24 protein-coding genes are annotated in these 24,384 nt (G+C 71.9%); 13 read left to right on the top strand and 11 right to left on the bottom strand.

The genetic code is table 11. The features are described 5' to 3' along the window. Positions 1-37 precede the first annotated feature (37 nt). The 3 genes from O7616_RS18745 to O7616_RS18735 form a co-directional block, all read right to left on the bottom strand. The gene (locus tag O7616_RS18745; RefSeq protein ID WP_282307667.1) at positions 38-1,324 is read right to left on the bottom strand and encodes a hypothetical protein; all 1,287 of its coding nucleotides are present in this window, start codon (positions 1,322-1,324) and stop codon (positions 38-40) included. 65 nt (positions 1,325-1,389) lie between these two features. Then, positions 1,390-2,211 (bottom strand): sugar phosphate isomerase/epimerase family protein, encoded by an 822-nt coding sequence (locus tag O7616_RS18740; RefSeq protein WP_282303195.1) that lies wholly within the window; start codon positions 2,209-2,211, stop codon positions 1,390-1,392. Then, positions 2,212-3,249, bottom strand: coding sequence for a zinc-binding dehydrogenase (locus O7616_RS18735; RefSeq protein WP_282303194.1), 1,038 nt, complete (start codon positions 3,247-3,249; stop codon positions 2,212-2,214). A gap of 115 nt (positions 3,250-3,364) precedes the next feature. Between O7616_RS18735 and O7616_RS18730 the strand changes: the two genes are divergently transcribed. From O7616_RS18730 to O7616_RS18715, 4 genes are read left to right on the top strand one after another with little or no spacing between them, the layout of a single operon-like run. Then, positions 3,365-4,759 (top strand): extracellular solute-binding protein, encoded by a 1,395-nt coding sequence (locus tag O7616_RS18730; RefSeq protein WP_282303193.1) that lies wholly within the window; start codon positions 3,365-3,367, stop codon positions 4,757-4,759. Beyond that, on the top strand, positions 4,756-5,712 hold the full coding sequence (locus O7616_RS18725; RefSeq protein WP_282303192.1) for a sugar ABC transporter permease: 957 nt from the start codon (positions 4,756-4,758) through the stop codon (positions 5,710-5,712). The genes O7616_RS18730 and O7616_RS18725 overlap by 4 nt, the downstream gene beginning before the upstream one ends. Continuing rightward, positions 5,712-6,578, top strand: a complete 867-nt coding sequence (locus O7616_RS18720) for a carbohydrate ABC transporter permease (protein ID WP_282303191.1) — start codon at positions 5,712-5,714, stop codon at positions 6,576-6,578. The genes O7616_RS18725 and O7616_RS18720 overlap by 1 nt, the downstream gene beginning before the upstream one ends. Before the next feature lie 54 nt (positions 6,579-6,632). Then, complete coding sequence (locus O7616_RS18715) at positions 6,633-7,238, top strand: class I SAM-dependent methyltransferase (RefSeq protein WP_282303190.1); 606 nt, start codon at positions 6,633-6,635, stop codon at positions 7,236-7,238. 120 nt (positions 7,239-7,358) lie between these two features. Here the strand turns inward: O7616_RS18715 and eccB are convergent, their stop codons facing one another. After that, positions 7,359-8,735: a type VII secretion protein EccB gene (gene eccB, locus O7616_RS18710; RefSeq protein ID WP_282303189.1), complete on the bottom strand. Its 1,377-nt coding sequence runs from the start codon at positions 8,733-8,735 to the stop codon at positions 7,359-7,361. Between the two features lie 130 nt (positions 8,736-8,865). Here eccB and O7616_RS18705 point away from each other — a divergent pair, with 130 nt between their 5' ends. Together O7616_RS18705 and O7616_RS18700 are read left to right on the top strand one after the other, a co-directional pair. Continuing rightward, the gene (locus O7616_RS18705; RefSeq protein ID WP_282303188.1) at positions 8,866-9,585 is read left to right on the top strand and encodes a spermidine synthase; all 720 of its coding nucleotides are present in this window, start codon (positions 8,866-8,868) and stop codon (positions 9,583-9,585) included. A gap of 114 nt (positions 9,586-9,699) precedes the next feature. Next, positions 9,700-9,876: a hypothetical protein gene (locus tag O7616_RS18700; RefSeq protein ID WP_167393668.1), complete on the top strand. Its 177-nt coding sequence runs from the start codon at positions 9,700-9,702 to the stop codon at positions 9,874-9,876. A 4-nt stretch (positions 9,877-9,880) separates the two neighbouring features. Here O7616_RS18700 and O7616_RS18695 read toward each other — a convergent pair whose 3' ends face one another. Then, complete coding sequence (locus O7616_RS18695; protein ID WP_282303187.1) at positions 9,881-11,683, bottom strand: acyl-CoA dehydrogenase; 1,803 nt, start codon at positions 11,681-11,683, stop codon at positions 9,881-9,883. A 223-nt stretch (positions 11,684-11,906) separates the two neighbouring features. Here O7616_RS18695 and O7616_RS18690 point away from each other — a divergent pair, with 223 nt between their 5' ends. From O7616_RS18690 to O7616_RS18680, 3 genes are all read left to right on the top strand, one after another. Beyond that, the gene (locus O7616_RS18690; RefSeq protein WP_282303186.1) at positions 11,907-12,944 is read left to right on the top strand and encodes an L-dopachrome tautomerase-related protein; all 1,038 of its coding nucleotides are present in this window, start codon (positions 11,907-11,909) and stop codon (positions 12,942-12,944) included. Between the two features lie 28 nt (positions 12,945-12,972). Then, positions 12,973-13,353, top strand: coding sequence for a VOC family protein (locus O7616_RS18685; RefSeq protein ID WP_282260067.1), 381 nt, complete (start codon positions 12,973-12,975; stop codon positions 13,351-13,353). 104 nt (positions 13,354-13,457) lie between these two features. Continuing rightward, a complete protein-coding gene (locus O7616_RS18680) occupies positions 13,458-14,153 on the top strand; it encodes an alpha/beta hydrolase (RefSeq protein ID WP_282303185.1) in 696 nt (231 codons plus the stop codon). A gap of 87 nt (positions 14,154-14,240) precedes the next feature. Here O7616_RS18680 and O7616_RS18675 read toward each other — a convergent pair whose 3' ends face one another. The 3 genes from O7616_RS18675 to O7616_RS18665 all read right to left on the bottom strand — a co-directional run bounded on the left by O7616_RS18675 (position 14,241) and on the right by O7616_RS18665 (position 17,855). Then, the gene (locus tag O7616_RS18675; RefSeq protein ID WP_282303184.1) at positions 14,241-15,515 is read right to left on the bottom strand and encodes an MFS transporter; all 1,275 of its coding nucleotides are present in this window, start codon (positions 15,513-15,515) and stop codon (positions 14,241-14,243) included. Continuing rightward, positions 15,512-16,132: a helix-turn-helix domain-containing protein gene (locus O7616_RS18670; protein ID WP_282303183.1), complete on the bottom strand. Its 621-nt coding sequence runs from the start codon at positions 16,130-16,132 to the stop codon at positions 15,512-15,514. The genes O7616_RS18675 and O7616_RS18670 overlap by 4 nt, the downstream gene beginning before the upstream one ends. A 64-nt stretch (positions 16,133-16,196) precedes the next feature. Further along, positions 16,197-17,855 carry an LLM class flavin-dependent oxidoreductase gene (locus O7616_RS18665; protein ID WP_282303182.1) on the bottom strand — a complete coding sequence of 553 codons (1,659 nt, stop codon included), beginning with the start codon at positions 17,853-17,855 and terminating at the stop codon, positions 16,197-16,199. 114 nt (positions 17,856-17,969) lie between these two features. On the opposite strand from O7616_RS18665, the gene O7616_RS18660 reads away from it, so the two are divergent. Continuing rightward, the gene (locus tag O7616_RS18660; RefSeq protein WP_282303181.1) at positions 17,970-18,545 is read left to right on the top strand and encodes a MarR family winged helix-turn-helix transcriptional regulator; all 576 of its coding nucleotides are present in this window, start codon (positions 17,970-17,972) and stop codon (positions 18,543-18,545) included. Between the two features lie 94 nt (positions 18,546-18,639). Here O7616_RS18660 and O7616_RS18655 read toward each other — a convergent pair whose 3' ends face one another. Together O7616_RS18655 and O7616_RS18650 are read right to left on the bottom strand one after the other, a co-directional pair. Beyond that, positions 18,640-20,151: a phosphoesterase gene (locus O7616_RS18655; protein ID WP_282303180.1), complete on the bottom strand. Its 1,512-nt coding sequence runs from the start codon at positions 20,149-20,151 to the stop codon at positions 18,640-18,642. A gap of 125 nt (positions 20,152-20,276) precedes the next feature. Beyond that, the gene (locus O7616_RS18650; RefSeq protein ID WP_282303179.1) at positions 20,277-20,936 is read right to left on the bottom strand and encodes a hypothetical protein; all 660 of its coding nucleotides are present in this window, start codon (positions 20,934-20,936) and stop codon (positions 20,277-20,279) included. A 432-nt stretch (positions 20,937-21,368) separates the two neighbouring features. Here O7616_RS18650 and O7616_RS18645 point away from each other — a divergent pair, with 432 nt between their 5' ends. Together O7616_RS18645 and O7616_RS18640 are read left to right on the top strand one after the other, a co-directional pair. Further along, positions 21,369-22,331, top strand: a complete 963-nt coding sequence (locus tag O7616_RS18645; protein ID WP_282303178.1) for an AraC family transcriptional regulator — start codon at positions 21,369-21,371, stop codon at positions 22,329-22,331. A 46-nt stretch (positions 22,332-22,377) separates the two neighbouring features. Beyond that, on the top strand, positions 22,378-23,007 hold the full coding sequence (locus tag O7616_RS18640) for a DUF6624 domain-containing protein (RefSeq protein ID WP_282303177.1): 630 nt from the start codon (positions 22,378-22,380) through the stop codon (positions 23,005-23,007). Here O7616_RS18640 and O7616_RS18635 read toward each other — a convergent pair. Beyond that, positions 23,004-23,408, bottom strand: a complete 405-nt coding sequence (locus O7616_RS18635; RefSeq protein ID WP_282303176.1) for a helix-turn-helix domain-containing protein — start codon at positions 23,406-23,408, stop codon at positions 23,004-23,006. The genes O7616_RS18640 and O7616_RS18635 overlap by 4 nt on opposite strands. Before the next feature lie 87 nt (positions 23,409-23,495). On the opposite strand from O7616_RS18635, the gene O7616_RS18630 reads away from it, so the two are divergent. Continuing rightward, complete coding sequence (locus O7616_RS18630; protein ID WP_282303175.1) at positions 23,496-24,353, top strand: SDR family oxidoreductase; 858 nt, start codon at positions 23,496-23,498, stop codon at positions 24,351-24,353. Positions 24,354-24,384 lie beyond the last annotated feature (31 nt).

Here is a 24,384-nt window from a genome sequence, read left to right as displayed (position 1 = left end):
CGGACCGGGCACGCTACCACCGGCAGCGGGAGCGGATTCATTCCGCCAGGAGGTCGAGCAGTAGCGCGGCGGTCCAGCTGAACGCCGGTGAACCCAACCCGACGCCGGTGTCCGGATGGAAGTACTCGTGGCAGCCCGCCCCGGCGACCAGACCGATCATCGAGTGGCCCAGCCCGGCGGCCAGCTCCGGATGCCCGTGCGTGAGCAGCCCGCGCCGGACCAGCCAACCGATGTTCAGCCAGCTCGGCCCCCGCCAGTAGCGCAGCGGCTCGAAGTCGGGCGCGGTGCGGTCGTAGGTGGGCAACGGCCGCTCCATGTGCCGGGCCACCCCGAAGCGCGCCGACCGGGCCTCGACCACCAGCGCGTCGACCTGTCGGGTCGGCAGGTCCGGCAGGACCAGCGGGGTCAGCCCGAGCACGCTGCGCGCGCTGATCAGCCGGTCGGTGCGCAGGTCGCGGGGCTGGAACGTACCGGTGAGCGGGTCGTAGAGCCGGCGTACCAATGCTTCGGTGATCCGGGCCGCGCGGGCGCGGTGCGGCCCGGGGTCGTGGCCGAGGAGCGCGGCGATGTCGGCGAGCGCGTGCTCGGCGGACCCGAAGGCCGCGTTGAACAGCGGACACTCGACCAGGAACGGGTGGTCGTCGGCGAGATCCCGGTCGGCGTAGCCGTGCTCGCGGTAGGCGGCCACGATCGCCAGGTAGCGCGCGTAGTCCAGGTCCGTGGGGCGGTGCGCGGCGTCGGCGTGCGCGGTGTCGTGCCGACGGTACGCGCGCATCACCGCCGCCTCGGCGTCGACCGCTGCCATCGGCGCGTCCCAGGCGGGGCTGTTGTCCAGCCCGGACTCCCACGGGTGCACGACGCAGACCAGCCCGTCACCGGCGACGTCACGCCGGTCGGCCAGGTAGCGCTGCTGGGCGACCAGGGCGGGATAGAGCCGCCCCAGCGCGGCCGGCGCGTCGGGTGCGGGGGCCCGCTGGTACGCCAGCAACGCGGCGAGCGCGTGCACCGGCGGCTGGACCAGGCCGGACGTGTCCACGGCGGGGGTGCCCTGGGCGTCGGCGCTGCGCCACATCTCCGGCCCCGGGAAGTACGCGCCGACCCGCAGCGCCGGGTTGAACACGATGTGCGGCACCCGTCCGTCGGCCCACTGGGCCCGGAACAGGCTCGCCAACTCCTGCCAGGCCCGTTCGGGGCGGACCTGGGCGAGCCCGATCGCGATGAACGCGGAGTCCCAGCTCCACTGGTGTGGGTAGAGCGTGCGCGACGGCACGGTGTGGTCGTGTTCCCAGTTGGCGTCGAGCGTGTCGACCGCCAGCCGACGCAGCGCGGCCGGCTCGGCCGGGCCGCCGGTGCGGGTGCGGGCGGCGTGTGTCGCCCCGGCGTCGGCGGTCACGCGGCGGCCCGCCGGGGCAGCGGGTGTCGCAGCACCGTCGCGGCCTCCTGCAGGGCCCGGACCGGGTCGCCGCGCAGCCGGCACTCCAGGGCGAGCCAACCCCGGTAGTCCAGTTCCAGCAGGGTACGCACCAGCGCCGGCCAGTCCAGGTGCCCCGCGCCCGGCTGGTAGCGGTTGGAGTCGCTGACCTGCACGTGCCCGAGGTAGGGCGCGGCGGCGCGAAGCGCGCGGTGCACGTCGTCCTCCTCGATGTTCATGTGGAAGGTGTCGGCGACCACCCGGACGGAGGGCAGTGCGAGTGCGGCGCACAGCGCCACCGCCTCGTCGAGGCGGTTGACCATGTGGTCCTCGTACCGGTTGAGGGGTTCCAGGAAGAGGGTGACCCCCTCGGCCTGGGCGTGCTCGCCCAGCTCGCCGAGGGCGTCGAGGAGGACCTGCCGGTCGTCGGCGGGCGGGCGGGGCGGCTCGAACGGTGGCAGCCGTCGGGAGAACATCCCCCAGGATGCCGGGGTCATCACCCCGACGCCGCCCAGCTCGGCGATCACCGAGAGCTGGGAACGTAGGTTGCGGACGGCGTCGGCGGACCGGTCACTGTCGAAGTCACCGATGAAGTGGTCCATCTCGACGCAGACGGTGGGCATCACCACCCCGGCGGCGCGGGCCCGACGCAGCTCCGGCAGCCGGCGGGCGAACGCGAGGTCGCCGCGTCCGCGTAGTTCGATGCCCTGGTAGCCGAGGGCGGTCGCGAGGGCGTACTTCTGGATCAGGTCGGTGCCTGGCAGGAGTTGTTCCTGGCAGGCCAGCGCGATGGTGGTCATCTAGAACCTCAGCACCACTTGGAGGACGTCACCGGCGCCGCGGTCGAGCAGCGCGAGGGCGTCGGCGACGGCGCTGGCGTCGACGATGTGGCTGACCAGCGGCAACGGATCGACGCTGCGGTCGGCCACCAGGTCCATGAAGGTCTGCGCGACCCGGTCGCCGGTCCACCGCCCGGCCATGCTCGGCGCGGGGGTGGGCCCGGAGACCTGGGCGGCGACCAACTGGATGCGGTTGTGGTGGAACTCCTCGCCGAGGCCGAGCGTGTCGGCCGGGCCCTGGTAGAAGCCGGCGGCGACGACCCGGCCGGCGTGTGCGGTGGAGCGGATCGCCTCGTGCAACGCCGGGTACGCGCCGGACAGCTCCAGGCACACGTCCGCGCCCCGGCTGTCGGTGGCCCGGCGCAGCGCGGCGGCGGCGGACTCGCCCCCGGCGTCCACAGTGTGGCGGGCGCCGTATCGGACGGCGTGGTCCAGCCGGGCGGGCACCGGGTCGACGGCCACCACCCGGGCGCCGGAGAGCACCGCGAGTCGGGTGGCGAGCAGCCCGATGACGCCCTGCCCGAAGACACCCACCCAGTCGCCGAGGTGCAGGTCGCCGGCGAGCACGGCGGTCAGGGCGATGGCGCCGGGTCGGGCGAAGACCGCGGCGAGTGGGTCCAGCCCGGCGGGGAGCGGACGGACCGCCTCGGCGGCGAGCACGGCCTCGGCCCGGTGCCCCCAGATGCCCCAGACCAGTTGCCCCGGGTGCCGGTCGGTGACCTCCGCCGCCACCTCGACGATCTCGCCGACCTCCTCGTAGCCGAAGCCGATCAGCGGGTAGGGCACCGGTGTCTGTCGGGGGACGAACATCCGGGCGGTGTCGTCCCAGTCCTTGCTGAGCCGGGGGTTGCTGCCCCGGTAGAGGGTCAGCTCGGTGCCGGCGGAGATGCCCGAGTAGCAGGTGCGGACGCGAACCTGGCCGGGGCCGAGCGGATCCGGGGAGCAGGGCTCGAGGCTGATCCGTCGAGGCCCGGCGAGAGAGACAACCCAATTGACCATGAGTCACATCCCGGTAGCACTGGGCTCCAGGATAGCAAAAAATCGCCATATGTCTTGCCATTGATCAATCGAAGGCGTTGAATCCGTCATGTACCCTTCGAGAGGAGTGCCACCGATGTCAGCACCTCCGAGGCGGATACTCGCCACCACCCTGATCCTGGCACTGACCACGTCCACCCTGCTGGCCTGTGGCGACGACGAGTCCGGCAGCAACAGCAAGAAGATCACCGTCTGGAGCCTGGAGGACGTCGCCGACCGGGTGACCGCCACCAAGGCGATCATCGCCGACTTCACCGCGAAGACCGGGATCCAGGTCGACCTCGTGACCGTCAACGAGGACCAGTTCCCCTCCCTGATCGCCGCCAACGCCGCCGCCGGCGACCTGCCCGACGTGGTCGGTTCGGTCTCCCTCGCCGGCATCCGTACGCTCGCCGGCAACGAACTGCTGCACGCCTCAGCGAACGCGGAGGTCGTCGACGGGCTGGGCCGGCAGACCTTCTCACCGCGCGCCCTGGAGCTCACCTCCGACGACGGCAGACAGCTCTCCGTGCCCAGTGACGGGTGGGGTCAACTGCTCGTCTACCGCAAGGACCTGTTCGCCGCCGCCAACCTGCCCGCCCCCGACACGTACGAGCGGATCACCGCCGCCGCGGCGGCGCTGAACACCGGCGGCGTCGCCGGGATCACCGCGGCGACCGCCCCCAGCGACGTGTTCACCCAGCAGACCTTCGAGCACCTGGCGCTGGCCAACGGCTGCCAGCTCACCGACGACTCGGGCGAGATCACCCTGGATTCACCCCAGTGCGTCGAGGCGTTCCGCTTCTACGGCGACCTGATCCGCACCAGTTCGGTGAAGGGCGCGCAGGACGTGGACACCACCCGGGCCACCTACTTCGCCGGCAAGGCGGCCATGGTGATCTGGTCGCCGTTCATCCTCGACGAGTTGGCCGGGTTGCGTAACGACGCCAAGCCGACCTGCCCGCAGTGCCAGGCCGACCCGGGTTTCCTCGCGAAGAACAGCGGGTTCGTCACCGCGATCAAGGGCCCGAACGGCACCGAGCCGGCCCAGTACGGCGAGATCAGCTCCTGGGCCGTGCTGGACGGCGCGGTGACCGACCCGGCGAAGTCCTTCGTGGAGTACATGCTCGGCGACGGATACCCGCGCTGGTTCGGCATGTCCCCCGAGGGCCGCTTCCCGGTCCGCAAGGGCACCCCGGCCGAGCCGGAGGCGTTCCTGACCGCCTGGAACACCAGCCAGGCCGGGGTGGACGCGAAGAAGCCCCTCGCCGACGTGTACGGCGACGAGGTGTTGGCCACGCTGCGCCGCAGCCCGGACACCTTCGGGCGGTGGGGGCTCACCCAGGGGCAGGGCAAGCTGGTCGGCGCCATGCTCGGCGAGCTGCCGGTGCCCAAGGTGCTGGGCGACCTCGTCTCCGGCAAGTCCGACGCGGCGGCGGCCGCGAACCGCGCCGAGAAGGACGTGGACGCGATCAAGGCGGGCGTCAATTGACCACCACCGCGCCCGGCCCCGGCCGCTCCCCCACCCGGGAACGGCCGGGGCGGGCCCGCCGCCGACCGTTGACCCTGCGCCGCCGCGAATCCCGGGCCGGGCTCGGGCTGGTCGCGCCGACAGTGCTCGTCACGATCGCCGTGATCGGCATCCCGATCGTGTGGACCGTGGTGCTCGCCTTCCAACGGGTCCGGCTCGCCACGCTGCGCAAGACCGGCCTGTTCGGCGAGTTCACCATGGACAACATCGACCGGGTTCTGCACACCCCCGGCTTCGCCGACACGCTCTGGACCACGGTGGTCTACAGCATCGGCGGCACCGTCGGGTCGATTGCGCTCGGCCTGGTCGCGGCGCTCGTGGTCCGTCGGCCGTTCCGGGGCCGCACCCTGGTCCGGGCGTCCATGCTGCTGCCGTACGTGGCCCCGGTGGTCGCGGTGACCTTCGTCTGGCAGGTGATGCTCGACCCACAGCTCGGCATCGTCAATGCCTGGGGCCAAAGGCTGCTCGGCTGGGACGCTCCGGTGCCGTTCCTGTCCCAGGAGTCGACGGCGTTGACCACGGTGATCGTGTTCGAGGCGTGGCGGTACTTCCCGTTCGCCTTCCTGTTCCTGTTGGCCCGACTCCAGGCGGTGCCCGGTGAGTTGGAGGAGGCCGCCCGCGTCGACGGGGCCACCCCCAGCCAACGGTTCCGGCACATCCTGCTGCCTCAACTGCTGCCGGTGATCGCCCTGCTCGGCGTGCTGCGCTTCATCATGACGTTCAACAAGTTCGACGACGTCTACCTGCTCACCGGCGGAGCAGCGGGCACCGAGGTGGTCAGCGTGCGGGTGTACGAGTTCCTCACCGCCCGTACCGACATCGGCGCGGCGGCCGCGCAGGCGGTCGTGCTGGCCGTGGTGCTCGTCGTGTTCGTGCTGATCTATCTGCGCTTCTTCGGACGGAGGGTGAGCTGATGGACCGGGACGTGGTCGAGACGATGAGCCTGCGCTGGCTGCGCCGTCTGGTGATCGCCGCGTTCCTGGTGGTCACCGTCTTCCCCTTCTACTACATGCTGGTGCTCTCGGTGCGCCCCATCGAGCGTCTACTGCTCGACCCGGGCGCGCTGGTGGTCGGCTTCGGTGAGCTGACCGTGGCCACGTACGCCGAGGTCCTCAAGGCCACCGACGACGGCGGCCAGGGATTCCTGACCTTCATCCGCAACAGCGGCCTCGTCGCGGTCGCGGCGACGGTGCTCACCCTGCTGGTAGCGATCCCCGGCGCGTACGCGGTGGCCCGGCTGCGGTTCTTCGGCCGGCGGCAGGTCGACTTCTTGTTCCTCGCGGTCTACCTGTTCCCGTCGATCGTCATCGCGATCCCCCTGTTCGTGGTCTTCACCTGGGGTGGGCTGCGCGGTTCGCTGTTCGGCCTGGTGCTGGTCTACATCTCGCAGACGTTGCCGGTGTCGGTCTACATGTTGAAGAACTACTTCGAGACGATCCCGGTCAGCCTGGAGGAGTCCGCCGCCATCGACGGCGCGGGTCGGCTGGGCATCATCCGGCGGGTCAGCCTGCCGCTCGCCCTGCCGTCGATCATGGCGGTCGCCCTCTACGACTTCATGATCGCCTGGAACGAGTTCCTCTTCGCCCTGCTGTTCCTGGTCGACAAGCCCGGCCGGTGGACGGTGTCGCTCGGGTTGTCGCAGCTCGCCGACGGGGTGGAGGTGCCCAAGACGGTGCTGATGGCCGGCTCGGTCGTCCTCACAGTGCCCATCGTGATCCTCTTCTTCGCCAGCGAGCGACTGCTCACCGAGGGGCTGACCAGCGGCGCGGAGAAGGGATGATCGTCTCCCTCGGGTCGAGCGTCACTCCCCCACCGGCCCGGTTACGGTGGCCGTATGGCCAACCCGACCCGCTGGGCGACCGACACCGGCCCCGAGCACTCGCAGTGGTATATCGACCGGTTCCGCAAGCTGGCCGCCGAGGGAGCGGACCTGGCCGGCGAGGCCCGCCTGGTGGACACCCTGGTCGCACCCGGCTCACGGATCCTCGACGCCGGCAGCGGCACCGGCCGGGTCGGTGCCGCGCTGGCACAGCGTGGGCACACCGTGGTCGGGGTGGACGCCGACCCCGCGCTGGTGGCGGCGGCCCGCGTCGACTATCCGGGCCCGACGTGGCTGGTCGCCGACCTCGCCGAACTGGACCTGCCCGCGCGGGGTGAGGCGGAGCCGTTCGACGCGGCGGTGCTGGCCGGCAACGTCCTCGCCTTCGTCGCCGTCGGCACCGAGCCGGAGGTGCTGCGTCGGGTCGCCGCCCACCTGCGGCCGGACGGGGTGCTGACCGTCGGCTTCGGCACCGAACGCGGCTACCCGCTCACCGCGTTCGACGCCGACGCGGTGGCCGCCGGGCTGCGGGTGGAGCATCGCTTCGCCACCTGGGACCTGCGCCCGTGGCGCGACGACGCCCCCTTCGCGGTCACCATCCTGCGCCGTCCGGCCGACTGAACACCGTCACCGCACGTTGCTTCCCGCTGATCAAGAGGTTTGCGTCAGGCTCGCGCCACACTTTGACGCAAACCTCTTGATCACCGCCGCCGTGGCGTGCCGCCGGCGGGCTTCGGGGGGTCAGTCTCCGGCGGCTACGGTGCGGGCGGCGGCCGGGTCGAGGGTCGCGCCGGCCGGCACCAGGCTGACCAGACCGGCCGGCAACCGCAACGGGCGTACACCCCCGTAGCCGAGCATCGGCAGCACCTCACGGTCGGACAGCACGTACCGTCGGCCCAGGTCGGTGACCACGGAGACCGCGCCGCCGGTCGCGCCGGGCGCCGCGGTGGCCTCGACCACCGCGCCGCGGCCCGGCTCGACCAGCACGTGGTCGGCCAGCACCGCGCCACCGGTCGGCGCGGTCCGTGGAGCAGCCGTCAGGTCCCGCAGCGGTACGCCCCAGCGCACCTCACCCACCCCGCCGTCGTCGGCGACGCGGGTGCAGAGCGCCCCGTCGCCGCCGGCCGCCAGTCGAGGTGGGGTCGGCGGTGGCGCGTTCTGGCCGGTCGGGGCGAGGTCGGGCACCGTGGGCAGCGTGGCGAACTGCCCCAACGTCAGCGGCACCGGAGCGCCCTGCCCGGTGCGGGCCAGCAGCAACCCGGCCTGCAACTCGGTGATGCCGGCCAACCCGGCGTCGAGGGCCACCGCGTACTGCCGGCCGCCGCCGGAGTTGCTCACCAGGTAGACCGTCCCGATGGCGGTGCCCGGAACCCGGGCGGCGGGTCGGCCCAGGCCGGGCAGGTCGAGCGGGGCCAGGTCGCTGCCGGCCGGCAGCGAGTTGAGCAGGGCGGGGGCCACCGGCACGGCCTGCGCCCGGGTGGTGGCGAGTGCCGCCAGGACCCGGCTGGGATCGCGGATCGGGTATCGCCGTTGGTGCCAGACCAGGTGCAGCCCGCCGTCGGGGTGACGCAGCAGCAGCGCCTCGTCGCCCAACTGTCGACCGCCGTCGGGCTCGGCGCCGATCAGCAGCGCGGAGCGGGGTGCCTCGCCGGTCGGGACGGTCGAGCAGACCGTCCACGCCGTGGCGACCAACCGCCCGGGGGCGGGCAGCGAGTCGGGCGCGTCGGCGATGCCCAGGGGCAGACCACGCGGCACGCCGTCGATCGTGCGGCGCGAGACGAGGACGGTCTTCGACCGGTCCGCGCCGACGATGAGCAGCGCGGAGGCGTAGTTGAGCACCGGGTGCAGCTTCTGCTCGCGGTAGACGAACCGGGCGCCGGACTCCTTCTCGACGATCACCGCGCCCGGGTCGCGCCAGCCCTTGCCGCCGCCGGCGAACAGGCCGTAGAGCGCGAAACCACCCAGCAGGATCGCCGCGACCAGGACGCTGGCCAGACCGGCGCCGGCCAGCCGTCGAAACGGTGACTGCGCGGGGTCGGTCTCCCGCATGACCAGGGCGGCGACCGCCCGTTGGACGCTGAACTGGTAGGAGTGCAGCTGGTCCTGCCGCGACGGCATGAGGTCCCTTCCGGTGGATCGGCCGGGCACAGGATATGCGCTGCGTCGATGTCTCGCGGACCCTGCGTGGCCGCGCGGTGCCGGGCAACCGGTACCATCCGTGGACGAATCCGGCGGCGAGAGGGCACCCGTGGGCGCGCGTTTCGAGGAGTTGGCCTGGCGGGAGACCCCGATCGGCGCGATCAGCCTGCGCCGACGCCGGGACCCGGCACTTCAGGTCGAGGTGTACGAGGTCAAGCTCGACGACGAATACCTGATGTCCAGCCTCTTCCCGGTCGCGGAGATCGAGCTGGCCCGCTTGGGTCTCGCCGAGGTGACCGGTGAGTCGGTCGACGTGGTGGTCGGCGGTCTCGGTCTGGGATACACCGCCTGCGCGGCGCTGGGTGATCCCCGGGTGCGGTCGCTGCTGGTGGTGGAGGCTATCGAGGACGTGATCGACTGGCACCGGCGAGGGCTGCTGCCGTTCGCGGCGGGGCTCGCCGAGGACCCGCGGACCCGGTTCGTCCAGGCCGACTTCTTCGCGGCCGTCGCCGGTGACGTCGGCTTCGACGCCGAGGTGCCCGGGCGGCGGTTCGACGCGGTGCTGCTCGACGTCGACCACTCCCCACGCAACGTCCTGCACCCCAGCCACGCCGCGTTCTACCCGCCGGCCGGCCTGCGCCGCCTGGCCGCCCTGCTGCGCCCGGAGGGGGTCTTCGCGCTCTGGTCGGACGACCCGCCGGACGCGGAGTTCACCGACGCGCTCACCGAGGTGTTCGCGAGCGTACGGGCGCACGTCGTGCCGTTCGCCAACCCGCTGACCGGTGGGGAGTCGGCCAACACCGTCTACGTGGCGCGCACCCGCCCCTGACCTCGGGCGAGCGGACGCCGGAACCCGAGTCGATCAATCGGCATGGTGTCGGCCGGACGGGGAACGTCGGGGCGGGCCGGCCGGAACGGGCGCGGCCGGTTACGGGAGGTCGAGATGCGTGCGCTGCTCTGGGTCATCGGCGTGGTTGCCGGTGTGCTGATCCTGCTCGGGTTGATCCTCGAGGCGGTCCGCTGGCTGATCATCATCGGTGTGATCGCACTGGTGATCGTGATCGTCTGGGGCGTCGTCAAGGGGCGGCAGGCGGTGCAGCACCAGGGCCGACGACGCTGACCGGTCAGAACCAGTCCGGGCGCATGTCGAGGGTGGTCCGGTCCCGGCTGTCCAGCAGGTCGAACTGCGGCCCGGTGCGGGGCAGCTCGACAGCGTAGAAGTAGCGGGCGGCCTGTCGCTTCCCGGCGTGGAACGCGTCACCGGCCCCCTCCGGCGGCAGGGCCAACACCTGCTCCAGCCACATCCACGCGATCACGACATGCCCGACGGCCTCCAGGTAGGCGCTGGCGTTGGCCAGCGCGAGCACCGGGTCACCGTCGGCCCACAGCCGACCGGTGACCGAGGTGACGCGGTCCACCGTCTCGGCCAGCCGGTCCGCCAGACCGGCCGCCTCGCCACCGGCCTTCCGCGCCTGCTCGATGGTGTCCTCGATCGTCGCGGTCAACAGAGCGAGACCGGCGCCGCCCTGCATGGTCATCTTGCGCCCCAGCAGATCCAGCGCCTGGATGCCGTGCGTGCCCTCGTGGATCGGGTTGAGCCGGTTGTCCCGGTAGTGCTGCTCCACGTCGTGATCGCGGGTGTAGCCGGCACCGCCGAGCACCTGGATGGCCAGGTCGTTGGCGGTCAGGCACCACTGCGACGGCCAGCTCTTGGTGATCGGGGTGAGCACGTCCAGCAGCAGGTGGGCACGCTCGCGGTCCGCCTCGGCGGGTGCGGTCCCCTGCTCGTCGAGCAACCGCGCGCAGTAGAGCACCAACGCCAGCGCCCCCTCGACGTAGCTCTTCTGCGCCAGCAGCATGCGGCGTACGTCGGGGTGGTCGATGATCGGCACCTGCGGCGTGGCCGGGTCCTTCGCACCGACCGGTCGGCCCTGCGGCCGCTCCCGGGCGTACGCCAGGCTCTTGAGATAGCCGGTGTAACCGAGCGCGGTGGCACCCGCCCCGACCCCGATCCGGGCCTCGTTCATCATGTGGAACATCTGCGCCAGACCCTGGTGCGGCGCCCCGACCAGCTGGCCGACCGCACCGGCCCGGCCGCCCGGGGTGTGCCCGCCGTCGCCGAAGCTGAGCAGGGTGTTCGTGGTGCCCCGGAAACCCATCTTGTGGTTGAGCCCGGCCAACACCACGTCGTTGCGTTCCCCGAGCGACCCGTCCGGACCGACCAGCACCTTGGGCACGATGAACAGCGAGATGCCCTTCACCCCGGGCGGCGCGCCGGGGATCCGCGCCAGGACCAGGTGCACGATGTTCTCCGCCAGCTCGTGATCGCCGCCGGAGATCCACATCTTGGTGCCGAAGAGCCGGTACGAGCCGTCGGCCTGCGGTTCGGCGCGGGTGGTGATGTCGGCCAGCGAGCTGCCGGCGTGCGGCTCGGACAGGCACATGGTGCCGAAGAACCGGCCGTCCAGCATCGGCCGGACATAGGTGTCCACCTGCTCGGCGCTTCCGTGGGCCAGCAACAGGTTGGCGTTGCCCAGGGTCAGGAACGGGTACGCCGAGGTGGCCACGTTGGCCGCCTGGAACCAGGCGAAGCAGGCCGCCGTCACCGCGTGCGGTAGTTGCAGGCCGCCGACCGAGGCGTCCAGGCCGGCGCTGAGCAGGCCCGTCTCGGCGAAACTGTCCAGCGCGGCGCGAACCTGCGGGATCAGCCGCACCCGCTGCCCGTCGAAGGTGGGCTCGGCCAGGTCGGCGGCCCGGTTGTGCGGGGCGAACTGTTCGGTGGCCACCCGTTCGGCGAGGTCCAGCGCGTCGTCGAACGTCTCCCGGGAGTGCTCCGCGTAGCGGGGGCGCTCGACGAGCTGGGACACCCGCAGCCAGTCGTACAGCAGGAAGTCGAGATCACGGCGGGAAAGCAGGGTGGACGGCACGGAACTCCTCAACGGGCGCGGGGTGGGACTGTCCAGGACGACGGCCCAGGGTCGCCAGGGCCCATCCTGACGGATCGTCGGAGCGCGCACCACCGGGGCGGGCGGCATCCGCTGAGCCGGCGGTTTCGCCCGGCATGCTCCGGGGATACCGCGGTGGGTGGCCGGGTCGGTCGGCTCCCGGCTGGAGCCGACGACGCCGCGGGGGCGGGTGAGGAGCGGGTCGATGTCCACGCTGCCCACTCGGCCGGACCCCCGGTTGACACCGGTCCTCAGTGAGAGCCGGGTGTGCACCGGGGTGACGTCCCTGCGAGGGCGGGTCTTCCTGAGCTACCCGTCGGCGGACGGGCCGGGCGCCCAGGTGGTGGAGGCACTCCCGGACGGCCGCCGCGCCCCGTACCCGGACGCGGCGTGGAACCAGGCGAACGCCTCACCGGACGGCGCGTTCGTGCACGTCAACGGCTTGCGCGCGGGCCCGGACGGCCGGCTGTGGATCATCGACTCGGGCTCGCCGCAACTCGGCGGGCAGCAGGTGCCGGGAGGCGCCCGGCTGATCGCCGTCGACGCGCACGACGACCGGGTGGAACGGGTCTACCACCTCGGCGAGGCGCTGCACCCCACCAGCTACGTCGACGACGTCCGCTTCAACGGGTCGCTCGCGTACCTCACCGACGCGGGGATGCCCGGCCTCGTCGTGCTCGACCTCGAATCGGGTCGGCTTCGACGCGTGCTCGACGGTCATCCGAGCACCGTCGGCGGTCCGTTGGTCGCCGACGGGCGGGTGCTGCGCGACCCGCACGGCACCGAGGTGCGTCTGCACGTCGACCAACTGGAGGTGTCGCCCGACGGACGCTGGCTCTACTACCAGCCGGCCTCCGGTGGGATGTCCCGCGTCGACACCAGGTGGATCGACGACCCGGCGGTGTCGGCCGACGAGGTGGCCCGGCGGGTCGAACGGTGGTGCGACACCCCCAGCACCGGCGGCACGGCGATCGACGCCACCGGCACCATCTACCTCAGCGACGTGGAGCGCAGGCGCATTCTCACCGTCGCGCCGGACGGCAGCGTGCGTACCCTCGTCGCCGACCCCCGGCTGGTCTGGGTGGACGCGATGTGGCTCGACGCCGAGGCCCGGCTCTGGATGCCGGCGGCCCAGTTGCACCTGACCGCCGGGTTCAACGGCGGGCGTGGTGCGGTCGACTACCCGGTGCACATCTACCGGATGTCGGTGCCGGCCGGGCCGTCCAGACTGGACCACTCCTGAGCTGACGGACGTCGATATGCTGCCTCGCATGCATCGAAGTCGCGTCTACGCCCTGCTGATCGACGCCCCCGCGGCGCAGGCCACCCGGGCTGCGGAGTTCTGGTCCGCCGCGCTCGGCGTCAGCACCCGATCCCATCCGACGGAGCCGCAGTTCGTCGGACTGCACGAGGCGCTACCGGGGCTGGTCACCGCGGTCCAGGCGGTCGACGACGAGCCCCGCTTCCACCTCGACATCGAGACCGACGACGTGCCGGCCGAGACCGCGCGGTTGGTCGGTCTGGGTGCCGTCGAGGTGTCGCAGTGGCTCGAGTGTCGGATCCTGCGGGCGCCCGGCGGTCACCTGCTCTGCGTGTTGCCGGTGGAGAGCCCGCCGGAGCTCTTCGCCGCCGAGGCCCGCACCTGGTCCTGACGCGGGGGCGTCTTCACCGACGGCCGTCGGGCGCAGGCGAGCAGCCGGTCGGACAGCAGGTCGGGCCAGCAGGGCTGTCGGAGGGTGCGGCTAGGGTCCCGCTCATGGCTGAATTCGTGTTGGTGGCGGGGGCGTGGCTGGGGGCGTCGGCATGGGGCGACGTGGTGTCACCGCTGCGGGCGGCCGGCCACGGCGCCCACGCGTTGACCCTCTCGGGGCTCGGTGACAAGCGGGGAGTGCCGGCTGGGCAGCAGACCCACGTGCAGGACATCGTCGACGAGATCGAGCGTCGCGACCTGCGCGACGTGGTGTTGGTCGGGCACAGCTACTCCGGCATCCCGGTGGGTCAGGCCGCCGAGCGCATCGGCGACCGGTTGACCAGGGTGGTCTTCGTGGACGCGGAGGTGCCGGTCGACGGCGGGTCGTTCGCGTCCGGTTGGTGGCAGGGCCGGGAGGCGTTCGAAGCGCAGCTCACCGAGAACGGGGGTTACTGGCCGCCGATCGGCGCGGCCGACCTCGACGGTCAGGACCTCACCGACGAGCAGGTCGCCCGGTTGATCGAGGGCTCCGTGCCGCACCCGGGGGCCACGCTGACCGAGCCGGCCGTGCTGACCCGCCCGCTGGGTGAGCTTCCGGCGACGTACGTCAAGTGCCTGCTCGACGGGCCCGAGCCCAACGACACAGTGGCCGAGCTGCTGGCCGGCGACCATTGGCGACTGGTCACCATGGCCACCGGCCACTGGCCGATGTTCTCCCAGCCCACCGAGCTGGCCCGGGTCCTGGCGGCGCAAGCAGACTGACCGCGCCGGTGACGTGCGTGTCGGCGCGGCGCATACAGGCCGCCGACGGCTCGGTGCCGCCGCCCATGGTGTCCAGCGCCGACGAGGTCACGCGGTCTGGTCGTCCAGGGTTCTGATGTGGCGTACCGGCGACGCGGCCAGCCAGAGCACGGCGAGCACGCCACCCAGCCCGGCGATGGCCAGGGTGGGTCGCAGCCCGATGGTGGTGCCGAGCGCGCCACCGACCAACGCGCCGATCGGTCGGATGCCGTAGTTGACGGCGCTGTACGCCCCGGCCCGGCGTCCTCGCGCGTCGTCGGGTGTCACGGCGGTGAGCAGGGCGTTCAGGTTGACGTCCATCAGCATCACTCCGATGCTGGAGACCAGCTCGATGGCCGCCAGCATGGCCACCTTCGTCCAGGTGGGGCCCGTCAGCAGTGCGGTCAGTGCCAGCGGTGCGGGAAAGAGCACCGCGCCGATCATGGCGGTACGCCCCAACCCGATGGAGCGGGAGATCCGTGGGGCGAGCCCCGCGCCGGCGAGGCCGCCGAGCGCGCCGAACCCGAGGGCGACGCCGATCGCGCCGGCCGACAGGTCGAGGTCCCGGCTGGCGTAGAGCACCAGCAGCGCGCCGGCGATGAAGGTGAAGAAGTTGACGGTAGTGGTGCACCCGAGGGCCGCCCGCAACACCGGGTGCCGCAGCACCAGCACGAGCCCTTCGCGGACCAGACCGAGAGTGGAGGTCCGGCGCGGCGGCACAGGTGACTCCGTCACCGGGATGCGGCGGAGCAGCAGCGCCGAGCCGAGGAACGACACCGCGTCGACGAGGATCGCGACCGGTGCGCTGAGCGCCTGGACCAGCCCACCGCCGACGGCGGGACCGGCGATGAAGGACAGCGATCGGCTCATGCTCAGCTTGCTGTTCGCGTCCACGTACGCCGATCGCGGCACCAGGGCGACGAAGAAGGCCTGACGCGCCATGGCGAACAGCACCGCTCCGAGGCCGGTGAGCAGTGCCACCAGGTAGAGCTGGGCGAGGGTGATCGCGTCGAACAGGTACGCCACGGGCAGGCTGAGCAGCACCGCCGCGCGGACCAGGTCCGCGATGATCAGGAGTCGCCGTTTGTGGGTGCGCTGGTCCACCCACGCGCCGAGGAACAGGCCGAGCAGGTTGGGCAGCCAGATCAGGGCGGTGAGGACGCTGACCTGCACGGGTGTCGCGGTGAGCAGGGAGACGGCGATCAGTGGCAGTGCCAGTTCGCTGACCCGGTCGCCGAACTGGGAGATCGTCTCGCCGGCCCAGAAGGTGCGGAACCGCCGGTCGCGGTGCAGGGCCGGCGGGGGTACGGCGCCGGTGGCGCTCGCGGTGCCGCTGGCGGTCATGATGTGCCCGCGCCGTCGTCGCCGGGCTCGGCCGAGGAGTCGTCGCCGGACTCGGGCAGGAGGTAGCGCAGCATCCGGACGATTCGCGCGCCGTCCGGGGCCGCCTCCTCCTTGCGCCGCACGTAGGGGGCGATCAACTCTTCGATCGACTCCTCCAGCTGCCGCAGCTCGTCGGCGGTGACCACGAAGCGGGTGTCGGCGACGCCGGCCAGCCCGCGCCACTCGGCGTCGAGCTGGGGTTCGTCGTGCAGCAACCACTGTTGGGGCACCTCGGCCCGCCGGGCGAACATCTCGCCGCGCAGTTGCCGGCCGGCGGCCTGCCCCTCGGCGTCGTCGGGCAGGGTGAAGCGGAAACCCCGCGCCGCCGCCTGCCACCAGCGTTCCCGTTTGCTGGTGGCACCGTCCCAGTCGGTGACGAGCCCGAACGTCGCGAGGTGCCGCAGGTGCCAGCTGACCACCGACGGCGTGGCGCCGACGTGCGGCGAGAGCCCGGTCGCGGTGGCCGGGCCCTCCCGCTGGAGGTGTTCGAGGATGGCCAGCCGGACGGGGTGCGCCAACGCCCGCAGCGCCTGCGGCTCGTTGATCTCGAAGTCCCCGTACGGATTCTTGAGAGACATGTTTCGAGAGTAGTCTCTCAGGTTTTTGTTCGGCAACCCCTCCCGCGTTCGGCAGTGAGGACGATCAGGCGATGCCCAACCGGGCCAACGGCTCGACCAGTTCCCGCTCCTCGTAGCTGAGGTGCGACAACAGGGCGTCGGTCAGCAGGTCCACCGCAGCCCGCAGGTCGGCGAGCCCGTCCGGAGACCCGACGTACGCGACCAGGGCCCGGTCGACACCCTCCAACACGTCGTGGATGACGTGATGCTCCTGCTCCAGCCGGTCCACGACCGGGCCGAGCCGCGGATCACGCGCCCGCAGCCGGGGGAAGAGGGACTGGTCCTCGATCGTGTGATGGGTCGTGACGATGCGGCAGTACGACTCGCAGTAGACGCCGAGCGTCCACCGGTTCTGCCGCATGGTCATCGTGTTGATGTGCGATCGGGCCGCACCGGCGTCGATCTCACCGGCCGCGACCTGGTCGATCAGGTCGTGGATCTGGGTCAGCTCGGCACGTAGCCCGTCGTGGATCTGCACCAGATGCGCACCGGTGGCCTGCTCCTGCGGCGTGTAGGTGCGATCCGGGTCGGGCATCGGCCCGGTCGGTCGGGTCGACTCGTCCCAGACCTGCTGGTCGCTGCGCCGCACGCCGTCGTCGGGCGTCGGCACCACGGCGAACGCGCCACCGGTCACCGTCGCGCGGCTCGGCCGTACCGCCGGGGCGGCGACCGACTCCGGCACCGCACGCCCCACGCGCTCCGCCACGATCCGTTCGCGCTCTCCCGCTCCCTGGGTGCCTTCGGCCACGGCACTGTCACGCTCGGCCGCACCCGGGTCGCGACCGGCGGTGGCACCGGCGCGTTCGGCGGCGACCGACTCGCGGACGGCGGGGGCGACCTCGGCCGCGAAGCGACGCAGGTCGTCGGGGTCGTCACCGGCGAGGATGAAGGTGCTCACGCCCTCGCCCAGGGCCAACTCGGTCAGCTCCCGCACCCACTGTTCGGCGGGTCCGTTCAGCGGCCCACTGCCGACGGCCGAGAACCGGCCGGCGATGTTGAGCAGCCGGCGTACGTCCCGGGGCGACCGGCCGGCCTCCTGCGCGGCGTCATCGATCATCGCGTTGCCCTTGGCGAGGTCGCCGGGCTGCAGGTAGCCCAACGTGGGCAGCCAACCGTCGGCCCGGCGACCGGTGAGCTGGAGCATCCGGGGCTTGTACGCGCCCAGCCAGATCGGTACGGCGTGCGCCGGTGCGGGACCGCGCTTCGCGCCCACCACCCGGTGGAACTCGCCGTCGACACGAACCCCGCCGCGCGTCTGGGTGTCCCACACCTGCCGGATGATCTCGATGGCCTCCTCCAGCGCGCGTACGCCCTGGCCGGGGGTCAGCCGTCGGCCACCCATCGCCTCGATGGCGTCCCAGAAGGCTCCCGCGCCGAGACCGAGGTTGATCCGGCCGTCGCTGAGCAGGTCCAGGCTGGCCACGCTGCGGGCGAGCACCGCCGGTGGGCGCAGCGGCAGGTTCGTCACGTTCGCCGCCAGGTGCACCCGGTCGGTGCGGGCCGCCACGTAGCTCAGCAACGTCCAGGTGTCGAGGAACGCCGGCTGGTACGGGTGGTCCTGGAAGGTGACCAGGTCCAGGCCGACCTGCTCGGTCAGGACGGCGAGGCCGACCGTGCGGTCCGGGTCGCCGGCGTCGGGGGTGACGAAGGATCCGAAGACCAGGTCGTGGCCGTAGTCGCTCATCTGCGAGCCTCCCGTTTCACACGACGCGTCGGGCGATGCGCCATGAGCTAAACCTTATGCCAGCCAGAACATCTTCTGCCAACAAGGTCTGTGGGACTGCGCTACTGTCGAGACATGACGGGTGCCACCCTCCGGCCGGATCGGCCCGATCCCCTCGACGACGACCTGGGCTGGATGCTCGGGATCGTCTTCCGTGGCTATGTCCGGGCGGCCGACCACGCGCTCACCGACTTCCCCGGCGGTCCCCGGGGCTACCAGGTGCTCACCGCCGCGATCAACGGTCCGGCTCGCAACCAGGGGGCGATCGCCGAGGAGCTCGGCCTCGACCGCACCGTGCTGACGTACCTCATCGACGACCTGGAACGGCCCGGCTTCGTGGCGCGTCGGGCGGACCCGGCGGACCGGCGCAACCGGTTGATCGACGTCACCGACGCCGGCCGCACGGCCTGGGAGGAGCGGCGCGCCGCGCTCCGGCGGGTCGAGTCGCATCTGCTGGGTGCGCTCGCGCCGGCCGACGCGGCGACGCTTCGGGCGCTGCTCCAACGGGTCGCCTGCTCGGCCCAGGCGGCGGATCCGCTGCGTGACCTGTGCGAGGTGGCGGCGCAGGTGCAGCCGACGACGGACCGACCCGACGCCGCGTCCGCCCGGGTGCGGAGGACCCCGACCCCCCGAGCCCGACGCCGCGCCTGACACCCGTCGCCGCGCCTGACGCCCGCCGGACACGGGTGGGCGCCGCTCGACAGTCGTCCGTCGAGCGGCCCCCGCGCCACCGCTACCGCGCTGGTCAGCGCACGTGCACGAACACCGGGTTGGAGTAGAACCACAGGTCGTCCCACGGGCTCTCCAGCCCGTCGGCGAGCGGCTCGGCCTCGTCGGTGCTGGTGCCGCGAACCCGCGCGTAGGTGTCGGCCTCGACGTTGCGCAGCGTGTGCCGGATGACGTAGCTGTCGCCGTGCCGACGCCAGTCCCGCGGGCCGAACCGGGCCGCGACCTTGGTGGTGGGGTTGGTGTCGGCGTCCAGGCTGGCGCTCGGACCGGTGATCTGGCCGACGATCAGGTCGACCCGGCGGACCTCCGGACGGTCTCCGTTCGCGTTCACGCCGCCCAGCGGGCGGAACGTGATCTCGATCTCCACGTCGGTACGGCTCCGACGGCTGACCGTGATGGTCTGACCCACCTCGGCGGTCTTGCCCTGGGACGTGGCGGTGACGTCGAGGCTGCGGATCAGGTCGCCGGTGGTGACCCAGATCCGGCCGTTGCGCAGACCGTCCATGATGTCGCCGTAGTCCTGGCGGGCGTGCACGTACGTCTTGCTGTACTCACCCGGCCAGAAGTCGGAGCCACCGCGGGTCCAGTGCACGTGCGAGTCCGAGGTCGCGGTGATCCACCACCGCCGACCCTCACCGAGCAGCGAATCCCACAGCCCACCGACCCGGGCGGTCATCTGGTCGAAGCCGCCGTAGGTCGGGTGGTTGCCGTACCCGCCGCGCTTGCCGCCGTTGAGCGGGCCGGCCTGGTGGCCGGGTGCGCCCTCGAAGCCGATGTAGACGTCCGGCGCGGCGTTGTTGCCGTTGCGGAACTCGCGCGGGGTGTCCTGGCCGTAGACGCCGAGGCCCGGCGCTGAACGGGACGCGTGGTGGGCGATCACCAGTGGCTTGTGCGGCATGCCCCGGGCGACCTTGAGGAACTCGACCATCTTCGCCTCGGTGTCCCGGGCCGGGTCGGTGGGGAACGCGTCGTACTTGGCGAACCGGCTCTCCAACTCGAAGAGCTGCTTGGCCTCGTCGTCGTGGCGCGGGATCATCAGCGTGTGGTGGTCCAGCGACGGCGCGTCGAACTCCATCCCCCAGAACTGGAGCACCTCGGGCACCAGTTTGCGCGACCGCAGCAGGTCCGGGTACGCCTGCTCGATGTTCACCTTCGAGTGGGTCGGCCCACCGTGGTCGGTGCACATCGCCCAGGTCAGACCGAAGTGCTTCGCCATGATGGCGTTGGTGACGATCGGGTAGACCGCGTCCGCGCCCTTGTGGAAGACGATCGGTGACTTCGTGGTGTCGAACTCGCCGCTGTACTCGGAGTGGATGTGGTGGTCGCCGGCGCGCCACGCCCGGTTCCTGGAGGTGCCCCGGTCGCTCTTGTCGTCGTCACCCGGCTTGCGGTCCTCGTCGGCCCACGCCGCGCCGGCGCCGACCAGGGGGCTGGCCGCGGCCAGCGTCGCGCCGACACCCGCGTACTTGACCAGCTTGCGCCGTGACAGCTGCGCCCGCTCGGTCTCTTCGGCTTGCTTGTCTCTCACGTGAGAGCCTCTCCTCGATCAAGCGAATGCTCTTTCGATCAAGGAGCCTTGAAGAGCGTGGTGAACAGCCCTCGTACGGCGGGCGTGTCCACGATGAACACCCTGCCCAGTATGGGTGGCACCGGTTAGATCCGGGCGCGGGGCAGCCAGCCCAGGAAGCGGAGCCGGACCCGGGGCAGCGGCAGCGTGGGCAGGTCCTGGGCGGCGGCGACGAGGCAGGAGCCGAGGTAGACCGCGAGGGCGGCGCGCGCTCCGCCGAACTCGGCGAGCAGTTGGCTCTGCTTCGTCGCGCAGGGCCACTCCCGACCACATCCGGTGCAGGTCCAGCTCGGCGGGTTGGGCAGGTGCTCGGGCAGTTTCGCCCGGCGGTACCGACCGACGACGCTGTTGTCCGCACGCACATCGCGTCGTCGCGGCGCGGGGCCCTCGTTGCGGTGGGTCGGACGGGCAGCGGGCAGGTAGCGCCCGACGGTGCCGAGCAGCACTCCGACGCGGATGAGCGCGTCCGGGCCGACGTGCTGGGCCAGCAACGCGGTCATCAGGTGGTGCCCCAGCAGGTCGAAGGCGTCGCGGTGCAGACGCAGTTCACGGCAGAGATCGACGAAGTCCGGAGTGGTCAGCGGCACCCGGTCGTCGAGCGCGCGGTGCAACACCTCGCGCAGGGCGCCGCCGAGTCGATGCACCGCGTCGCCCTCGCCCAACCCCAGGCTGTCCTCGTCCGCCACCCGGGCCAGCGCCTCCGCCACCGCCAATCGAACGATGCGTTCCGGTTCGGTACTGTCCAACGCTCATCCCTCCCGTGGGCCGGTCCATCGGGCGGTGGCCATTCGTCAGGCGACCGCCCGCGGTGATCGTGAATAACATTTCGTTGTCCGACGTACGGGTGGCTAGGACGGCAGGCGTAGAACGTGCCGACGCGTTAGTCGGAAAGCGAAGTCGACCCGCCGACAGACGGCAGCGATTCGCGGGACGGCGCAGCCGTGGTTGTCGTATGGTGACATTCCCATCGACAGATATTGCGCCTTGAATCGCCCCGAACATCAGGGCCGTTCCCGACGCCCCCGACCGGTCGCCGCCGTCCCGCTCGCGACGTTCCACTCCACCGCACCGCCGGCCACGACGTGCCGGGCCACCGCCGAACACCCCGGCACGTCCCGATCCGCCGCCGCACCGTTTCTCGCACCGGCGGAACCCGCACCGGACGGAGGCAGCAGCGGATGACGTCAACACCAGTGCAGACACACCAGTTCGACAGCCACGACCCGGTGGCCATCCACGAGTTCCTGTCCACCACGTACGACCCGAAACTGCGAATCCAGAGCAGGAACGGCTACCGGCTCAGGCACCACCGCGTCGACGCCGGCCCGTTCGCCATCGCGACCACCCGGCAGACCGGGCACCTCGACATCGACGCCAGCAGACTCCACGGTCTGGTCGTCGGGCGCAGCCGAACCGCCCGTGTCGATCGCGCCTGCGACGGCTCGCCCGACCGGTTCGGGCCGGGCGACGTCTTCCTCGTCACCAGGCCGGAGGAGCCGTGCCGCGTCCGGTGGCATCCCGGCGAGGTGGAGCTCTGCGTGCTGGACCTGTCGGTGCTGGCGCAGGTCGCCACCACCGCGCCGACCCGGCGGCCCGGTCCGATCCGGTTCACCGACCTGGGTCCCGCCGGCGCGGCCCTCGCCCGCCAGTGGCGCGACACGACCAGCTTCGTCAGTGACGTGGTGCTGAACAGCCCGACCGCCGGAACCCAACCGCTGGTGATCGGCAACGCCGCGCGGATGCTCGCCGCGGCGGCGCTCACCGTCTTTCCCAACACCGCTGTCACCGAACCGACCACCGGCGACCGCCACGACGCCAGCAGCCTCACTCTGCGGCGGGCCATCACGTTCCTCGAGGAGCACGCCGACCAGGACATCAGCGCCGCCGACATCGCCGCCGCGGCCCGGGTCTCGGTGCGGGCGGTGCAGCTCGCCTTCCGCCGCCACCTCGGCACCACCCCGACGGCGTACCTGCGTCGAATCCGCCTCGACCGCGCGCACCACGACCTGGTGCGGGCCGACCCGCACCGGGAGACCGTGTCGGCCATCGCCAGCCGGTGGGGGTTCGCCAGCCACAGCAGGTTCACGGCCCGCTACCACGCGAGCTACGGCGTACCGCCACGCGAGACGCTGCACGCCTGACGCCTGAGGCTTGTGAGCCCGCCAGGATCCGACGACAATCGTCGATGTGACGATCCCGCTGCGGGTGGCGGTACCGCTGGTGACGCTGGCTACCCTCGCCGCCTGCGGCACCTCGTCGAGCCCGACCGTCGACCCACCGGCGGCACCGTCCAGCGCTACCCCGTCCGCGGCCGTCGGCTCCCCCGCCGCCTACGACAAGGCGCTGCACGACGAGTTGGTCGCGATGCTGGAACGTGACCAGGCCGACCGCGGTGGCACGCCGCAGACCGAGTCCGACCAGGCCCGCACCGTACGGTTGAAGGACATCATCCGTACCCACGGCTGGCCGACGATCGCGTTGGTCGGCGAGGACGGCGCCGACGCGGCGTGGGCCATCGCCCAACACTCCGACCTGGACCCGGCCTTCCAACAGGAGGCGCTGGGCCTGCTGCGCGCGGCCGTGGCCATCGGCCAGGCGTCGCCGGGCAACCTGGCCTACCTCGAGGACCGGGTCGCGGTGGGCAAGGGCGAGCCCCAGCTGTACGGCACACAGGTCCGCTGCGGTCCGGACGGCCCCTCCCCGACGACTCCGATCACCGACGAACCGGGTGTCGAGCGGCGTCGCGCCGAGGCCGGTCTACCCACCCTGGCCGGCTACCTGGCCGAGATGACCACGATCTGCGCGCAGGACGGCTAGCCCCGGTCGCGCTCGTGGGTGTCGCGGGCCGACTCCACCTCGGGCACCGAGGCCTCCAACAGGTCGGCGAGGCCGCGTAGCTGTTCGGCGACCCGGGAGCCGAGGGGCGTCAGCGAGTATTCGACGCGGGGCGGGATCGCGGTGAGCACCTCGCGGGTGAGCATCCCGTCCCGTTCGAGGGTCTGCAGTGTCTGGGAGAGCATCCGCTCGCTGACCCCGTCGATCCGGCGACGGAGGGCGTTGAACCGGTAGCGGCCCTCGCCGAGCGCCAACAGCGCCAGCGAGGCCCACTTCGAGGTGACGTCCTCGAAGGCCGCCCGGGAGGTGCACCCTCGGGCGAAGACATCGCTGACGAATTCCTGGGTAGGCCCCGCCGGGTCCTGGGCGGGCGTGTCGCTCACCTCACCAGCCTACCCCATGGTTACTTAACTAAAGTGCTGTAGATTCGTAAGTGCCTGCAGATCTGACACCACCCATCGGAGGTCCCCATGCCCACCTACGCCGTGACCGGCGCGACCGGTCGACTGGGCCGCCTGGTGATCGGGCAGTTGCTCGACACCGGTGTGCCGGCCACCGAGATCGCCGCCGTCGTCCGCAGCCCGGAGAAGGCCGCCGACCTGGCCGCACGCGGGGTCGAGATCCGCCAGGCCGACTACGACGACCCGTCGACACTGCCCGGCGCCGTGGCCGGCGTACGCCGTCTGCTGCTCATCTCCGGCGACACTCCCGGTCAGCGCGTCCCGCAGCACACCGCGGTCATCGACGCCGCCAAGCTCGCCGGGGTCGAGCGGCTGGTCTACACCAGCATCCTGAAGGCGGACACCACCACGAACCCGCTCGCGCCGGAGCACAAGGCCACCGAGGAGGTCCTCGCCGCCTCCGGCCTGACCCACACCGTGCTGCGGAACGGCTGGTACACCGAGAACTACACCGACCAGCTCCCGCAGTACCTCGAATCCGGCACCATCCTCGGCGCCACCGGCGGCAGCAAGGTCTCCGCCGCCACCCGGGCCGACTACGCGGCGGCCGCGGTGGCGGCGCTGACCCGCGAGGAGGTCGGCAACGCCGTCTACGAGCTGGGCGGCGACCCGTTCACCTTCGACGAGCTGGCCGAGGCGGTCACCGAGGTGACCGGCACCACCGTCGTCCACCGGGATCTGTCCACCGCCGAGCTGGCCTCGGCCCTGGAGAACGTCGGGCTCGACGCGGGGACGGCCGGCTTCGTCGCCGCCCTCGACCACTCGATCGCCATCGGCGAGCTGGTGACCGACAGCGACGACCTCAGCCGGCTGATCGGGCGACCGAGCACCCCGCTGCGCGACGCCATCCGGGCCGCGCAGGGCTGACCCGGCCGTCATTCACGCTAATTCCGGGCGG

It is taken from the genome of Micromonospora sp. WMMD964 (genome assembly GCF_029581455.1).
In the GTDB taxonomy this organism is placed as follows: Bacteria; Actinomycetota; Actinomycetes; order Mycobacteriales; family Micromonosporaceae; genus Micromonospora.
Note: the sequence above shows the minus strand (reverse complement) of the source record. Positions and strands in the feature narration are given on the sequence as shown.

Excerpts from the sequence above, each read along its gene's own strand:
- O7616_RS18660 (WP_282303181.1), top strand. The coding sequence starts at position 17,970 with ATGACGGGTGCCACCCTCCGGCCGGATCGGCCCGATCCCCTCGACGAC.
- O7616_RS18665 (WP_282303182.1), bottom strand. The coding sequence starts at position 17,855 with ATGAGCGACTACGGCCACGACCTGGTCTTCGGATCCTTCGTCACCCCC.
- O7616_RS18680 (WP_282303185.1), top strand. The coding sequence starts at position 13,458 with ATGGCTGAATTCGTGTTGGTGGCGGGGGCGTGGCTGGGGGCGTCGGCA.
- O7616_RS18720 (WP_282303191.1), top strand. The coding sequence starts at position 5,712 with ATGGACCGGGACGTGGTCGAGACGATGAGCCTGCGCTGGCTGCGCCGT.
- O7616_RS18735 (WP_282303194.1), bottom strand. The coding sequence starts at position 3,249 with ATGGTCAATTGGGTTGTCTCTCTCGCCGGGCCTCGACGGATCAGCCTC.
- O7616_RS18740 (WP_282303195.1), bottom strand. The coding sequence starts at position 2,211 with ATGACCACCATCGCGCTGGCCTGCCAGGAACAACTCCTGCCAGGCACC.
- O7616_RS18630 (WP_282303175.1), top strand. The coding sequence starts at position 23,496 with ATGCCCACCTACGCCGTGACCGGCGCGACCGGTCGACTGGGCCGCCTG.
- eccB (WP_282303189.1), bottom strand. The coding sequence starts at position 8,735 with ATGCCGTCGCGGCAGGACCAGCTGCACTCCTACCAGTTCAGCGTCCAA.
- O7616_RS18685 (WP_282260067.1), top strand. The coding sequence starts at position 12,973 with ATGCATCGAAGTCGCGTCTACGCCCTGCTGATCGACGCCCCCGCGGCG.
- O7616_RS18675 (WP_282303184.1), bottom strand. The coding sequence starts at position 15,515 with ATGACCGCCAGCGGCACCGCGAGCGCCACCGGCGCCGTACCCCCGCCG.
- O7616_RS18670 (WP_282303183.1), bottom strand. The coding sequence starts at position 16,132 with ATGTCTCTCAAGAATCCGTACGGGGACTTCGAGATCAACGAGCCGCAG.
- O7616_RS18700 (WP_167393668.1), top strand. The coding sequence starts at position 9,700 with ATGCGTGCGCTGCTCTGGGTCATCGGCGTGGTTGCCGGTGTGCTGATC.
- O7616_RS18690 (WP_282303186.1), top strand. The coding sequence starts at position 11,907 with ATGTCCACGCTGCCCACTCGGCCGGACCCCCGGTTGACACCGGTCCTC.
- O7616_RS18730 (WP_282303193.1), top strand. The coding sequence starts at position 3,365 with ATGTCAGCACCTCCGAGGCGGATACTCGCCACCACCCTGATCCTGGCA.
- O7616_RS18645 (WP_282303178.1), top strand. The coding sequence starts at position 21,369 with ATGACGTCAACACCAGTGCAGACACACCAGTTCGACAGCCACGACCCG.
- O7616_RS18715 (WP_282303190.1), top strand. The coding sequence starts at position 6,633 with ATGGCCAACCCGACCCGCTGGGCGACCGACACCGGCCCCGAGCACTCG.